Raw genomic sequence first — 15,685 nt, 5'->3', positions numbered from 1 at the left:
GTTAGGCATTTTCTTATCAGTGGTGAAATCAGTGTAAAAATATCATAGAGAACTTGAGTTAAATCTGACTCCGCCGTATGCTTGGCCTATCTACAAATTAAGTTATAGAGGCCTATATGAAATTTCCAGGTAAGAGAAAAACTAAACATTACTTTCCCGTCGAAACTGAAGGACGTATGCCATTTGAAGTCGATTTCTCAAAGAAAGAGAACGTCTATATCGTTGGTATTGACCAACTTCTCGTTGATATTGAAGTAGAAGTGGATGATGAATTTCTTGAAAAATATTCTATTCCAAAAGGAGAGTCTGTCGTTTTGGATAGCGATATTGTTGAAGAGATCTATTGGAAGATGAAAAAAGAAGATCGAATTATTGGTGAGTATGCTGGTGGAGCCGTTGGTAATACACTTCATAATTATTGTGTTTTAACTGATGATCGCTCTGTTGCTCTTGGAACAATTTGCGAGAATATCCGAGTTGGAGACTATGCTTTTAAGTATATTTGTTCAACTTCTTCAAAAGTCGACTTTAACTATCTCCAACCTTGTCAGGGTCACATGGGAAGGGCCATGTGTTTTTTAACTCCAGATAAAGAAAGAACCTTTGCCATTGGTAAGGGGATCATGAATGAGCTTAAAGAAGAATTTATTCCAGAGGAAGTTGTCGCTAGATCAAGTGCCCTTTTAGTAACGGCCTTTTTACTTAGAGACAAAGAGTCGCCAATGTATCAATCGACTCTCAAGGCCTGTAAAATTGCTAAGGAAAATAATGTACCTGTCGTCTTCGCCCTTGGTACGAGCTTTCTCATCGAGGGAAGAAAGGAAGAATTTCTCGATTTTATCAATGAATATGCAACCATTGTTGCAATGAACGAGCAAGAGGCCCACGCTCTTACGGGAATTGACGACCCACTTTTATCTTGTGAAAAGGTTCTCGAATATACGGATATGATCCTCTTAACCGTAGGTAAAAGAGGCCTCTATATCGCTTCTTATGTCGATGAAAAAAATGCTCGTGAAACAAAAGATATGATTCATACTAAATCTATTGCTGAATATAATTTGCATGAGTATTCAAGAGCGCAGAAAAAGTCTGATTGTGAAAAACCAATTAAAATCTATACCCATATTAACCCATATATGGGTGGTCCTGGCGAGATCTTAAATACAAATGGAGCAGGAGATGCTGCCTTGTCTGCACTTCTACACGATGTCGCTGCTAATGTTTATCATCAGATGGTTCTTCCAAATTCACCGAAGCATAAGTCAAATTATTTAACTTATTCTTCCATTCACCAAATTTGTAAGTACGCCAACCGTGCTAGTTATGAAGTTTTAAAGCAAAATTCGCCAAGACTCTCTCAAGGCCTTCCTCAAAAAGAAGAAAGCCTCGAGGAATCGTATTGGGAGTTATAATTCTTTTTTTAGGAGACTAAGACTCTCTTTGTAAGGGCGCTCTTTAGTTGTTAAGGAGCGTCCAATCACCAGATAATCACAACCTCTGCTTAAAGCGTCCTTAGCACAAAGCACGCGCCTTTGATCACCAATCTTATTGGCCTTTAAATCATCTCTTAATCTAATCCCTGGGCTAATGACTTGAAGATTAAATCTCTCTTTAACCAGAGTGGCCTCAACGGCCGAGCAAACAATACCCTCGAGTTTACAATCCTCGGCAATTTTAAAAAGTCTTATAAATGAGTCTTCAATATCCTCTTTTTCTGTATTCCAGATTTCTAAAAAGTCCTGTTCATCTAAGCTTGTTAGGTAACTGACTCCAAGTAATTTTGTCCGTGGAAGGGAGATGTCTTTTTGTTTCTTGGCCTCTCTAAGCATATTCTTTCCACCTTGTAGATGAACTGTTAGAAACTCTATTGGGAGACCTTCAAGCGAGCGTATGGCCCCTTTCACTGTATTGGGAATATCGTGAAGTTTTAAATCGAGAAAAAGACTTACATCATATCGATTCTTAATTTCAATGAGTAATTCTCGGCCATATTTATAATAGGCCTCCATTCCAATCTTAACAAAATTGATCTCACCCTTTATCTCATCGAGATAAGTAAATATTTGCTCTTTACTCATACCATCAAGGGCAACGATGATTCGATTCATCATTTAGCCTCCCTAATAACTTCTTGTAAACTCACTGGAGCAAGCTCTTTATCACTCGAGCCAACGATCGACTCAATGACGGCAATGATATTTTCTGGTCTTGTAAAGCAAGGAACACCATATTGGATTGCCGAATTTCGAATGAATTCGCCATCAGATTTTGACTGTCCTTGATTTTCAGGAGTATTAAAGACCATTTTCAAGCGATCACTCTTTAAAACCTCTCCCATCTGAACACCTTCAAGTTGGCCAATCTTGCAAACTCTCTTACATGATAGGCCTTGTTTTTTTATGTACTCCCACGTTCCTGGTGTGGCAATGAATTCATAGCCTAGCATCTTAAGCATTTTCAAGTAGGGAAGAACCTGCACTTTATTCTTGTCAGCAAGAGAAAAGAGGATCTCTCCTGGCTCATGAATGCCAGGGTAATTTCCAAGATAAGATTTTAAGATGGCGTGATCTTTATCGGAATCAATTCCTAGAGTTTCACCAGTTGATCTCATTTTAGGTCCTAGAATGATATTGTCTTGAACGAAGCGATCAAAAGGAAATGTTGATTGTTTGACGCAGAAGTATTTGGCCTTCTCTCGATCATAATTATCAATTTCCTTTCCAAGAAGGGCATCAGTTGCTAGGGCCGCAAGGTTCTTATTGGCCGCTTTTGAAAGAAAAGGAATTGTTCTTGAACCGCGTGGATTGGCCTCGATACAATAGATCTCTTCACCTTTAACAGCATATTGAAAATTAATAGGTCCTATGACATCGAGTTCGTTAGCTAGGGCAATAGAGATTTCTTTCATTTTTTTATACATCTTTGATGTAAGTTGCACTGGAGGTGAGATCATTCCTGAATCTCCCGAGTGAACTCCTGCATGTTCAATGTGTTCACACACAGTAAAAATAGTATGGCCTTTGTGATCTCTAATGAGATCAACGTCGTACTCCAGTGCTCCATCCAGATAGGTTTCTACTTGAAAGAGAGTGGAAGAGTGGTGAAGTTGTTCTTTTAGCGTTTCTGGTAAATTCTCGATCTCGCTATGCTGGTGAAAGATATACATACTCTCTCCACCGATGACATAGCTTGGTCTAATGATGATAGGAAGCCCAATCTCGATCATGGCGTTGACAACTTTTTTATGGCCAGCGACTTCTTTAGATTTGGTATGCGAAAGAGGAACTTTCTTTGTAATCTCGTAAAAGCGTTTTCTATCTTCTGTTAAATCGAGAAGATCAAGGCTTGGTCCATAGAAGTTAATGTCAAAGATTTCTTTTCGAAATTCCGCTTCTAAATGTTCTCTGATATTAATTCCTGTTTGACCAGAAAAAGAACTGATCACTCCCATGGGCTTTTCGTTGAAGAGAATGTCAAAGAGATCCTCACTAAAAAGCGGGGAGAGATAAAGTCTATCTGAGCTGTCATAATCTGTGCTAACTGTTTCTGGATTTGAGTTAATCATAATTGCTTTAATGCTATTTTCTCTAAGGTGCGTGCAACTTTTTACACAGGAATAATCAAATTCAATTCCCTGCCCAATTCGATTTGGCCCCGATCCGAAAATGGCGACACTCTTGTCGCTCTTAGATAAGGAGATGGCCTCATTTTCAACTTGATAAGTGGAGTAGAAATACGGCGTTTTAGCGGCAAATTCTCCAGAGCAAGTATCAACGGCCTTATAAACGGGAACTATATTGTGCTTGTAGCGAAAAGAGAGAATGTCACTAAGTCCCTTGTCGCACTTTAGGGCAATATGTTTATCAGAAAAACCAAGCTCTTTTAAAGAGCGAATTTTATCAACTGTAATGGCCTTGTCTTGTTCAATTTCATTTTCCTTGGATGTTAGAATTTCCATTTGATCAACAAACCAAGCAGTCATATTGGAGAGTTCACAAATTCTTTCTTTATCCATTCCTATTCTAAGCGCCTCCATTACTGTGAGAAGGGAGAGCTCGTTTGCTGTTTGTAGCCTCTTTTCAAGATAAGCTTCATCAATAACTGTCGGAGATGATTTCAGATTTGATAGTTGAGGAATTTCAAGACCTAATTCAGTTGATCTTAAGGCCTTCATATAGGCCTCGTTAAAACTTGAGCCTAAGGCCAAGACTTCTCCAACAGATCTCATTTGAGGACCGAGTGTTTTAGAACTTGTCGGAAATTTATTAAAAGGAAAAATGGGAATTTTAACGGCGACATAATCAAGTGTTGGTTCAAAGGCCACGGGAGAGTTTCTTGTGATATCGTTTAAAATTTCTTTAAGTGTGTATCCAACGGCAAGTTGTGCTGAGATCTTTGCAATGGGATAACCCGTGGCCTTTGAGGCAAGTGCTGATGATCTAGAGACTCTAGGGTTCATTTCGATGACAATAATATCATCTTCATCAAGAGGGTTTATGGCAAATTGTACATTGGCCCCCCCTGCAACGACATTCATATGTTTTGCGATGGTAAGAGACATTGTTCTTAGTTTTTGATAGCAGTAATCACTAATCGTTTGGGCCGGAGCAACGGTTATAGAGTCACCTGTGTGAATTCCACAGGGGTCCACATTTTCAATGGAGCAGATAACAAGTCCATTTTTTTCTCTATCAACCATGACTTCAAGTTCAACTTCTTTCCATCCTAAAAGAGATTTTTCCATGGTGATTGGATACTTGATATCACCATCTAAAACTTCTTCAAGTTCTGATATTTCATGAACAAGGGCCGCACCTTTTCCTCCAAGGGCGAAGTCTCTTCTAATAATGAGTGGAAAGCCCACTTTTGATTTTGAAAGACTAAGGGCCTCTTGTCTTGATTTTGCTCTAAAGCGTTTTCCTGTCGCATAGCCTAGACCGTCGAGCTCTTTTGCAAAGAGCTCACGGTCTTCTGTCTTTTCAATTGTATCGACATTGGCCCCTAAAAGCGTGACGTTTCTCTCTTTTAAAAGTCCTTCTTTTTCAAGCTCAACACACAAGTTGAGTGCCGTTTGTCCACCCATTGTTGAGAGGAGGGCATCGACATTTTCTTTTTCTATAATCTTTATGATCGTCTCTTTTGTAATTGGCTCAATATAAGTTGCATCGGCCATATTCGGGTCGGTCATAATGGTGGCCGGATTTGAATTGAGAAGAACTACACTTAGCCCGATTTCTTTGAGACTTTTTAGCGCCTGAGTACCTGAGTAATCAAATTCACTCGCTTGACCAATCTTAATTGGACCGGAACCTATGAGAAGAATCTTTTTAATTTCTCCATGGTAGGTTTTCTTTTCTTCAAGATCTTTTAGTGGGTGTAAAAGATCTTCAGGGAGTTTTTCTTTAGCTCCATTTTCAAGATAATCTTTAATTTCACTAAAAAACTTTGCCCCATCGAGAGGTCCTGGATTGGCCTCTGGATGATATTGAACAGATTTAACTAGGTGGTCATCACTTGAGAGCGCTTCAACTGATTTATCAAATAAACTTCTAGCACTTATATGAAGAGTTGTTCCAAGTGGATTAGAATTTTTTATATCCAGGAGGGATTTCTCGTCACTGGCATAACCATGGTTTTGAGATGTAATAAGAATCTCCCCATTTGTATGATCAAGCACAGGATGATTTGCGCCCCTTTGTCCAAAAGGGAGTTTAATGGTTTTCGCGCCTAGAGCAAGAGTGAGAAGTTGGTGACCAAGACAAATTCCTCGAATAGGTATTTTTGATTCCAACAGCTCTTTAACGACTTCTATTTGATCGTAATACTCTTTAGGATCCCCTGGTCCATTAGATAGAAAAATCAATCTTGGATTGTGAGAGAGAACTTCTTTTGAACTTGAATTATAGGGAAGTTGAATGAGTGGAAGCCCTATTTGCTTTAAATGTTCGATTATGCCATTTTTTACTCCATAGTCTATAAGAGCAATTGGCCTTTCTCCTTCAATGATTGTCTTTTTTTCCTTTATGCTGACTTTATTTAATTGGTTACACTCAAGCATGCGATCGATGAATTCATTTTCGCTAGGTGCTTGTTCGCTCAAAGTGAGTATTGCTCTTTGATCCTCACTCACTGTTGAAATGTAGCGAACAAGACTTCTCGTATCGAGCCCTGAAAAGAGTGGGACATCGCATTTTAAAAGAAAGTCGTTGGCAGAAAAGTTACGAGCAATTAACGCTTTAGCATGAATAGACTGAGATTGTTCCCATTGTTTGTTAGAAGGGTATTGTCCAATATGGGCATTGGTATAAATAATAAATTGACCTAGAAAGCTTGGGTCTGTGGCCGTTTCTTGATAACCACTCATTCCTGTTGTGAAGGCCGCTTCAGCGAAAATTCCATTTTTGATTCTTGGATCATCGGACTCAATATTGAGCCAACCCTGAAACTTAGTTCCATCTTTAAAGTGTAAAAAGGCACGCGTGTTTTTAAGACTTTTTTGAAAATCCAATTCGTTCATAGAATGTCCTGCTGTAAGTTAAGTTTGAATATGGGGAAAAATAAAGGGAAAGAGTCTATTGAATGAAGACAAGTATACAATGAGTGATAAATTTTAGTTGGTCGATAAATTCGTAAATTTGCCAACGTTCTTATCTCCGTTTTGTAGAATGGACTGAATAATGGCCATTCTCATAAAAATTGAGTGCTTCACTTGCTCATAACCTTTATAAGAAGAAGTTCTCATAAGCTCATGAGTAAGTTCGATACCGATATTACATGGGCCAGGGTGGTAAATACTCTGATTTGTCCCGGCCTCTTTCAATGCCTGTGAATTTAGTCCGTAGTCTTTATTATAAGAGATTAATAAGTTTTGATGTGCGGCTTTATCACCTGTCGTGTGACGTTCAAGCTGTGCTCTTAAGAGGTAAACAATATCGCACTCTTTTAGGTACTCACTCGATTTTTCAAAATGTTTTAAACCATGCTTCTTTGCGCATTGATCAGCAAACTCTTTTGGCCCTGCAAGTGAAACTTCAACGCCATAGAGAGGAAGGAGCTTTATAAGAGAATTCGCTACTCGCGAGTGATTAGAATCGCCTACAATACACACGCGCTTCCCATTTAGATCGCCTTCGATTTCTTGCATTGTGAAGAGGTCTAAAAGGGCCTGGGTAGGGTGTTCGTTAGTTCCGTCGCCGCCGTTGATAATCCTTAGGGGAGGGGCGGCCTTCAGTCTTTCTAAGTGGTTGTTTTCATTACTTCTTATAATACAAAGATCAACTCCCTGACACTTGAGTGTTAAGAGAGTCTCCTCGAGATTTTCGCCTTTACTAAAGCTTGAGGACTTGACGTCAAAATCAAAGAAGTAACCGCCCAGATGTTCCGAGGCCATTTGAAATGAGTGCTTTGTCCTGGTTGAATTTTCGAGAAAGAGAGTGCAGATGGTAGGTTTAGCCTTGGTGAAGTCTGTAGTGTGGCTCACGCGATTTTTGAATTTGTGGGCCAGAAGCAATAAGGCATCGATCTGTCCTTTGTCCAGATCACTTACGCTCTCAAAAATGGAAGGGAAGTTTAACATACTCGTCCTTTCCAACTTCACTTAATTGTGTAAAAGTAAACCTGATAATTATCGTAAATCAATAAAATCTTTTAGCCAAACACTTTTTTTAAAATCATGAGAACTTACAATTCAACAGACACAACATCCCAAAAAGAGGCACTACTCAATGAAATTAAGGGTAATTTATTTGAGTATTTAGTGGCCGCCTATCTTTCGAGGCTTAAGGGATGTGAGAAGGCCTTTATCACTTCTTTTGGAGGAGAGATAAAGAAGCAATTTAGTGAGTACGAAACATGGCTTCGACTCAATGACTCTGAATTATTGAAGGCCTTACCTGCCCTTTGTGAAAAGACGGCCCTGTCCCTTTCAAAGCGTGTGGGTGAAGGTGTCGATAATATACTGGTAATGGGAAAGAGTGCAGGAGGCAGTCATGATGATCGCTTTGGAGAAGCTGATCTTCTTGTTATAAAAAAAGAGCAAGTCATCCCTATTAGTTTAAAGCTATGTAAAGGTGGCGCTTATGTTAATACTAAGTCCGCAGGACTTAAAAGTTTTATCAGCAAATACTTTTCTCGCTTTGATGAGGCCAAAGAATTTCAAAAAGAATTCACAGACTCTGTCGATGAATGTTTTTTGCAAATGGGTCATGAACTCTATGAAATGAATGAACTTGATTTTAAAGGTCGTTTCGATAGTTCATGGACAGAAGCGGGATTCAGCGAGCTTCCTGGTCAACTTGATAAGACCATGCAATCGGTTGTTTTAAACTCCTATTACAAAATCAATCAAAAGCTCTATGAGTTAACGCAGAAATTACAGGCCATCGATCAAGAGAAATTTGCAAGTAGCCTTTGGCCTTTGATGGGACTTGCCGATCCCAATATCATTCAGGCCACATGTTTTCACTCTCAAAAACAAAGAGAGGGAAATCTTAGTCGTTATCACTTTCACAGTGTGCACGTTTACGATTTTGATCACCTGGCAAGCTCTCTTAAGGGTCTTGAGTTGAAGCCACTTAAAGAGAATATTAGCTCTTTTGAAATCTCTCTTGGAGACACTTTGCTACAAATTAGAATTAAGCCAATGAATAAATTCACAACGGCCTCCTATAAAGTGAATTGTTCAATCAAAGGATAAACAAATACATGCTCTCTCTATTATTAAATTGTGACCCTCTCTTTGAACAACAGTTAAAGTCTTTTGGATTTGAATCAATTAAAGTCATTCAAAATTTAGAAGATTTAACAGAATCAGATTTTCCCTGCGTTCTTTTTAGGGATTTATCATTTCTAGACTTTGATCCAAGTGTTTTAAAAAAGTGTGACAGAGCAAGTTGTCTCATTGAATTAACTGAATCTGGCCCTTACACACTTAGTGAGTCAAATGAGCTCGTAGCAAGAGATAAGTCTGTGGATGGTTTCGAATTTATCGGCGCCTTTGTCTTTACTGATCTTTGTGAGATTTCATTTTTAGAAACACCTTCGAAATTTAATCCAATCACTAGTGGTCGCCAAGGGAAGTTTGTTTCTAAAAGTGATTACAGAAGTTGTTTATTTCTTGATCGCGATGGCATTTTAAACCACGATGGAAGTTATCTCTATGAGTTCGAGGCCATGTCATTCTACGATGAGATCATCCCTCTTTTAAAATATATTCAAGATCAAAACTATTTTCTGTGCGTTGTGACCAATCAATCGGGCGTAGCGCGAGGTTATTATTCTAGTGAGGATGTCGATACTCTTCATAAGAAGATGAAACAATACTTTTATGATAGAGGAGTGGAGATTGAGAGTTGGCTACAGTCTCCTTATCACGAAACAAAAGGGCAAGGTGCCTATAGACGAAAAAGTCATCTGCGTAAGCCCTATCCAGGTATGGTTTCAAAGGCCTTTCAACAAATGCCGATTCTTTCTACAGGTAATTTGATGATTGGAGATAAGGTTAGTGATGATCTTTTAGCATTTCACGGAAATGTTTTTCACATGATAAGACAATACGATTTATCAACAGCAAAAAACGAGTGCTTCGATAATTACGATTTGTTGCAAAAGAGACTTGAATTATTGTTTCAAACTCTGCACAATGTTTAAAAAGAACTATTTTTGTCAAGTTAGTTTTTTAATGGAGTAAAAAATGAGGCTTGCTTTTTTCATCGTATGTTTATTTTTTCTTACAGTGGCCATTCAGGCCTATTCCAGAGATCTCTCACTTAAAGAGAGAGCTGCTCTGATGCATTTTGATAAAAACGAAAAAGTTATGGATGAGTTGATTCGTCAAATTGATTCACCAGAATTATCTATTCCCGATTATCTTTCCTATCAGGTTAATAAGAACTCATGTCTTCCTGTTAAAAAACTGAGAGAGCATGTACTCGCTGGCGATGAGGATTACAAGGATCAAACTCTCAATATTTCTCGTCTAAATAGTGTCTGTACACAAGGAATTGTAGGACTTACGAGCCTCTATTTTAAGTATAAGTAGCTAAAAATACTTTAAATATTGCAATCTCTCTCCCTATCTCATTTCATTTTGATATAATGAGAGCGCTTTGTTACTTAGGGAGGAGTTGTGACAAAAAAAGTACTCCTATTCACTTTGATCTTAATTGTTCTTATTGCACTACCTGTGTTTTATCTCAATGGGATCATTCCAAAAAAAGAAATCCAACTTTTAAAAAGCGGCTATGTACAAAAAACCTTTGATAAGTCAGATAAAAAGAAAGTCACTTACCAAGTGACGAGTAAAAAACCTCGCGACTGGGTAGAGCTTAAAAAGATCTCTGTCTATGCAAAAAAGGCAATTCTTTTAAGTGAGGATTGGGCCTTCTATGAACACGATGGGCTCGATTACAATCAATTGCAAGAGGCCATTGAAGAGGGGATTGCTGGCAAGCGAGTCCGTGGGGCATCCACGATTTCACAACAAGTTGTTAAAAACGTTTTTCTCACTCCAAAAAAGACCTTGTGGCGCAAGTTAAAAGAAAGCGTCATCACTCTTTACATGGAACGAGAATTATCTAAAGATAAAATCTTTGAAGTTTATCTCAACATTGCTCAATGGGGCGATGGGGTTTATGGTTTAAGAAGTGCTTCTTCATATTACTTTAATAAACATCCTAGTAAGCTTAATCCTAAAGAGAGTGCTTTTTTGGCGATGCTCTTACCAAGCCCCGTTCGTTATGGAGAGTCTTTTAGACAGAGAAAATTAACTGATTTTGGTAAAAAGACCGTTTCAAGCGTTATAGAAAAAATGCGCCTAGCAAAAGTCTTAAGCGCAAAGGAAGCTGAGTATTGGCTCTCGCGCGATCTATTTAGAAAGTCTCTAAAGGCCATTCCTTCGAAGAAGTTCAAATACTCTAAGAGAAAGCTTCTCTCCGATGGAAATGAGCTTGATGCCTATTACGCTCAAGATCCTGATGCCGTGGTGAAAGAGAATATTGAATACGATGATGATTCTCTCGATGAGGCATTTGAAATTAAAGATCAAGAGTTCTCTTTAGATTAACATTAACTGGCCAAGCCGTTTTGCTCCTTATAAATTATCCTGTAGGGAGTTTCTATGACGACAAAGACTAAAATTAGAATTTTCATGGCCGATACTTTTGATCCTTGGTTTAACCTCGCAACAGAGGATTGGCTTTTTCGCGATATGAATCCCGTTGTCCCAACACTTTTTCTTTGGCGCAATGAAAATACGGTTGTCATTGGGCGCTTTCAAAATCCATGGACAGAGTGCAATGTCGAAAAAATGGAAGAGGATGGCATAAAACTCGCTCGAAGACAGTCTGGCGGTGGTGCCGTTTTCCATGATCTTGGAAATACTAATTTCACATTTTTAAATGCTAAAGAACATTATGATAAAAATACCAATAACTCCATAATCATCGATGCTCTAAGCAAATTTGGCATTAAGTGTGAGGCCTCTGGTCGTAACGATATGGTTGTTCTCACTGATGAGGGTGAAAAGAAGATATCAGGTAGTGCTTTTAAAGAAACAAAAGATAGGGCCTTCCACCACGGAACGCTTCTTATTGATGCCGATCTAACTAAATTATCAAAATACCTTAATCCTAATAAGAAAAAACTTGAATCCAAAGGAATTAAATCCGTTCGCGCACGTGTGACAAACTTGGTTCAAGAAAATGAAATGATGAATCACGACGAACTCTGCCAGGCGATTATTGAAAGTTTTCAATCTAAATATGGAGCAAAGGCTGAAGTAGAGCACCTAAGCTATGAGACGTTAAAAGAGATTCCTGAGTTGCAGGAGCGCTATGAAAAGCTTAAAGATTGGAATTGGCGCTTTGGTGAGACCCCTAAATTTTCTCATTTTATGGAAGAGAGATTTAGCTGGGGAACGATGGAAGTTCACTTGGATTCGCACAAGGGAATGATCAAGCAAGTTAAGATCTACTCCGATTCACTCCATCCAGAGATGATTGAACTTCTTCAGCAGCAGCTTTGTGATATTGCCTATGATCCTAAGGCCGTCGCTAAAGCAGTTGGACTTGTTATGGAAGAATTACCAATGATTAGTGATTATCTCTTAGAGTTTTCAGACTGGCTTTCTTTACAAGTTAAATAAAGTTCTTGTCGATAAAGGGGGCCAAGACTACACTCTATAGGTGTTAAAAAAATTTGAATCCCCCTTGAAATTACCTCATTATAAGCTTTGGACAAATTTTGTTCGAAAGAGATGGCCATGGTATTTGGCCGGAGCTCTTTCGGTTCTTTTGACAAATATTTGTCAGGTCTTTTTTACCCGCGCTATGGGTTGGCTTTTAGACCTCTTCACAAAAAATACCTTTCCCATCTCTTATGATGGAACAAAGCATGATAAATTCATGGCCCTTTTCTTTGTTCTTTTGGCCTCGAGATTAATTCTTACCTTAGGAAGAATGCTGTGGCGTCTCACTTTGGCCAGACAGACTCACCATGCTGCCGGGTTTTTAAAAGAAAAAGTTTGGAAAAGTGCCAGATATTTCCCACGTCATGAACTAAAGACGATCTACACCAAGGGAAAACTTATGAATGCTGCAAACTCCGATGTTTCAGTATCGCGCTTTCTTTTTGGTTTCACTCTTGTTGGGATGATGGATGTAATCTTTCTTGGCATTATTACGATTGCAACGATGTTAACGATCAGTTGGAAATTTACGATTCTCTGTCTTTTGGTGATGAGTTTTCTTCCATGGTCAGTTAAGAAACTTTCGACGTTGCAAGTAAATCGCTACACGAAGGCGCAAGAGAGTCTCGATGATTTTAACGAGCTTGTAAGTCAATCAGTTGGGAGTATCCGTTTACAAAAGCTCAGTGAGCTTGGAAGGTTTTGGACTGAGTTCTTAGTTCAAGGGGCCTCTCACTATCGTAAAACTTGGATCTTGGCCGTTAAGACTAATCTTCTTTATATGCCTCTCATTGGACTAAGCACAATTCTCGTTTACGTGGTTCTCTTTAGCTATGGTGTTTACCAGGTTTTTGAAGGGCAAATGAGTGTCGGGGATTTTGTGGCCATTAACGGTCTGGCCTTTATTCTCCAAGATCCTCTTATTGAGCTTGGCTATATCATTGCCGAGTGGAGAAAGGGGATGGCCAGTCTTTCGCGCTTAAATAATATTTATGACGCCCCTAAAGAAAGTTTTCTTTATAAAGAGGCCCATCATGTAGAAAAGCATAATGTTGTTTTTGATATCGTTGATCTCTCTTTCACTTTTCCCGATGGAAAAGAAGAAGTTATCTCGCATTTAAATTTTAAAGTTCACGCAAAAGAGCGCATGGGAATCAAAGGTCCTATTGGAAGTGGAAAAAGTATACTTCTAGATATCTTAAGTGGTTTAGAAAGAAATTATACAGGTAAAGTCTTTTTTAAAGGAAAAGAATTTCACCACTATTCCCACCAATCACTTCGCGATGTGATTGCCCATGTTCACCAAAGACCATTTCTTTTTGCCGATACCATTCGAGCAAACGTTAGTCTGGATCGAGATATGAGTGATGAAGAAATTTGGTCATACCTAAAAATAGCTGGACTCGATGAAGATGTTAAGCGCTTTGAGAAAGGTCTTTTAACTCCACTCGGTGAATGGGGAGTTAATCTCTCTGGTGGGCAAAAGCAACGCTTGTCCCTTGCGCGCGCTCTAGCAAGAAAACCGAGAATTCTTCTTTTAGATGATTGTTTAAGCGCCGTTGATACTGTGACAGAGGAGAAGATCCTTAAGCGTATTGATGAATTTTTAAGTGAGACAACTGTTATTTGGGTTGCTCATAGAGATTCAACGTTGAAGTATTGCGATCATATTTTGGAGCTTAAGTCCTATGAGTAATAATCAATATCTCGCACTCGATGATCAAGACGAGAGAAATGAAAATAAGAAAAAGATGAGTGATTGGCGCTCTTTAGTGTATCTCTTAAAATTTGCAAAGGGCAATTATCTCTTTTTAATCTTGGCCCTCGTAATTCTTATCTCGTTTAGCGTTCTCTCTCTCTTATCTAGTCGTCTTACGGGGGAGCTCGTAGATAAAGGTCTTTTGGAACTCGATGCTAAAAAGGCCACAAGTCTTGCTATCTCGGTTGTTCTTTTAGAGATTTTTGCTCTTATTTCAAATTACTATGGACGCCTTATCCTTTCGACAAGAGCAAGTTTAGTTATATTAAATATTAGAAAAAAACTCTTTACCCATCTTCAATCTCTGCCTTTGAGTTTTTTTGATCGCTGGCCACAGGGGCGAGTGATTACAAGGATGACTCATGATGTGGAAGGACTCGAGGAGTTTTTTACAAGTTCTCTTGGAAGACTTGTCTCATCAACGTTTATGGCGATTATGGCCATGGTGGCGATGTTTACAACGGATGTGACTCTTTCATTCTATCTAGTTGCTTCAGTACTTCCGGCCCTCGTTTTTGTCTATTTAACTCGAACAAAAGTTAAAAATATCAACCGTAAGATGTCACGTCTTTCAAGCGACATTAATTCAAAGCTCACTGAGTACATCGATGGACTTGCTGTGATTAGAAGTTTTGGTCTTGAAGGCTGGTCGATGAATAAATATCAAGGGACAATTAATCAACATATAAAGGCCTCTCTTGAAGCTAACTTTCTGCACTCTTGGTCTAGGCCTCTTTTGTCGCTTCTATGTTCTGCACCTCTTCTGGTTCTTGCTTATATGGGAGGATCAAGAGTGCTGGAGGGAACTTTAAGTGTAGGTCTCTTTGTGGCATTTATTCGTTATTGTGAACGCTTTTTCTTTCCTATTATGAATCTCTTTCGTGAGATTCACGTTATCTTTCAGGCCTTCACAAGTGCTGAGAGAGTTGCTAATTTTCTTGAGTTTGATACAGAGGAAACTGTTTTTAAAAGAAATGATATTCTTTTAAAAGACAATTTGATTGAAGGTCATATTGAATTTAAAAATGTATCAATGAGCTATGAAGCTGAAAAGTGGGTCTTAAAGGATATTACCTTTGATATTGCTAAGGGAAAATGTGTTGGTCTCGTTGGAACAACTGGTTGTGGAAAAACGACGACAATTTCTCTTTTATCTAGACTCTATGAATTTCAAAAGGGCGCTATTTTCATTGATGGCCACGACCTTAGAAGTTTTGATCGCTCGAAACTTCGCTCGCAAATTGGTGTCGTCTCTCAAGATGCCATAATATTTCAAGGGACATTAAGGCAGAATTTGAGTCTTGATCCTGCAAAGACAGACGAGCAAATTCTAAGGCTTGCTAAGCAAACGGGTCTTCATAAGGTAATGAGCGAGTCTTCGTTAACGCTGGATTCCCTTTTACTTGATGGTGGGGCCAATTTAAGTGTTGGTCAGAAACAGTTAATCTGTCTTTGTCGTATTTTTCTCACTGATCCGGCCATACTGATTCTCGATGAGGCCACGGCCAATATCGATCCAACTATGGAGAAAATCATTCACTCAGCACTTTTAAAGCTTATGAAAGATCGCACAACATTGATGATTGCACACCGTTTGGAGACAATAGAAAATTGTGATGAACTGCTTGTGTTTGAAAAAGGTGAGATCATTGAAAAGGGCCCACCGGCCAAGCTTATAGAGGAGAAGGGATATTTCTATAAGCTTAAGCTAGCAGGCCAAAAACGAGAAGAGTCGTAAG

11 protein-coding genes are annotated in these 15,685 nt (G+C 38.8%); 8 read left to right on the top strand and 3 right to left on the bottom strand.

Annotation, left to right across the window (positions count from 1 at the left end):
• The first annotated feature begins 116 nt into the window (after nt 1–116).
• On the top strand, nt 117–1,415 hold the full coding sequence (locus tag HBN50_RS08125; RefSeq protein WP_273869158.1) for an inosine/guanosine kinase: 1,299 nt from the start codon (nt 117–119) through the stop codon (nt 1,413–1,415).
• Here the strand turns inward: HBN50_RS08125 and pyrF are convergent.
• The 3 genes from pyrF to HBN50_RS08110 all read right to left on the bottom strand — a co-directional run bounded on the left by pyrF (nt 1,410) and on the right by HBN50_RS08110 (nt 7,579).
• Complete coding sequence (pyrF, locus tag HBN50_RS08120) at nt 1,410–2,114, bottom strand: orotidine-5'-phosphate decarboxylase (protein WP_273869157.1); 705 nt, start codon at nt 2,112–2,114, stop codon at nt 1,410–1,412. The two genes, HBN50_RS08125 and pyrF, sit on opposite strands and share 6 nt — an antisense overlap.
• On the bottom strand, nt 2,111–6,520 hold the full coding sequence (gene carB / locus HBN50_RS08115) for a carbamoyl-phosphate synthase large subunit (protein ID WP_273869155.1): 4,410 nt from the start codon (nt 6,518–6,520) through the stop codon (nt 2,111–2,113). The genes pyrF and carB overlap by 4 nt, the downstream gene beginning before the upstream one ends.
• Nucleotides 6,521–6,613: 93 nt before the next feature.
• The gene (locus HBN50_RS08110) at nt 6,614–7,579 is read right to left on the bottom strand and encodes an aspartate carbamoyltransferase catalytic subunit (protein ID WP_273869154.1); all 966 of its coding nucleotides are present in this window, start codon (nt 7,577–7,579) and stop codon (nt 6,614–6,616) included.
• Nucleotides 7,580–7,675: 96 nt separating this feature from the next.
• Between HBN50_RS08110 and HBN50_RS08105 the strand changes: the two genes are divergently transcribed.
• From HBN50_RS08105 to HBN50_RS08075, 7 genes are all read left to right on the top strand, one after another.
• Complete coding sequence (locus tag HBN50_RS08105; RefSeq protein WP_273869153.1) at nt 7,676–8,698, top strand: hypothetical protein; 1,023 nt, start codon at nt 7,676–7,678, stop codon at nt 8,696–8,698.
• Between the two features lie 8 nt (nt 8,699–8,706).
• Entirely contained in the window at nt 8,707–9,651 is a 945-nt protein-coding gene (locus tag HBN50_RS08100) for an HAD-IIIA family hydrolase (RefSeq protein WP_273869151.1), read from the top strand.
• A gap of 43 nt (nt 9,652–9,694) precedes the next feature.
• Nucleotides 9,695–10,042 carry a hypothetical protein gene (locus tag HBN50_RS08095; protein WP_273869149.1) on the top strand — a complete coding sequence of 116 codons (348 nt, stop codon included), beginning with the start codon at nt 9,695–9,697 and terminating at the stop codon, nt 10,040–10,042.
• A gap of 87 nt (nt 10,043–10,129) precedes the next feature.
• On the top strand, nt 10,130–11,065 hold the full coding sequence (locus HBN50_RS08090; RefSeq protein WP_273869148.1) for a transglycosylase domain-containing protein: 936 nt from the start codon (nt 10,130–10,132) through the stop codon (nt 11,063–11,065).
• Nucleotides 11,066–11,119: 54 nt separating this feature from the next.
• A complete protein-coding gene (locus tag HBN50_RS08085) occupies nt 11,120–12,145 on the top strand; it encodes a lipoate--protein ligase (protein WP_273869147.1) in 1,026 nt (341 codons plus the stop codon).
• Between the two features lie 64 nt (nt 12,146–12,209).
• Nucleotides 12,210–13,883: an ABC transporter ATP-binding protein gene (locus HBN50_RS08080; RefSeq protein WP_273869146.1), complete on the top strand. Its 1,674-nt coding sequence runs from the start codon at nt 12,210–12,212 to the stop codon at nt 13,881–13,883.
• Nucleotides 13,876–15,684: an ABC transporter ATP-binding protein gene (locus HBN50_RS08075; RefSeq protein WP_273869145.1), complete on the top strand. Its 1,809-nt coding sequence runs from the start codon at nt 13,876–13,878 to the stop codon at nt 15,682–15,684. Before HBN50_RS08080 ends, HBN50_RS08075 begins: the two co-directional genes overlap by 8 nt.
• Nucleotide 15,685 lies beyond the last annotated feature (1 nt).

Origin of the sequence: Halobacteriovorax sp. GB3 (assembly GCF_028649655.1) — a bacterium.
In the GTDB taxonomy this organism is placed as follows: domain Bacteria; phylum Bdellovibrionota; class Bacteriovoracia; order Bacteriovoracales; family Bacteriovoracaceae; genus BSW11-IV.
This window is presented reverse-complemented; position numbering and strand designations above follow the sequence as displayed.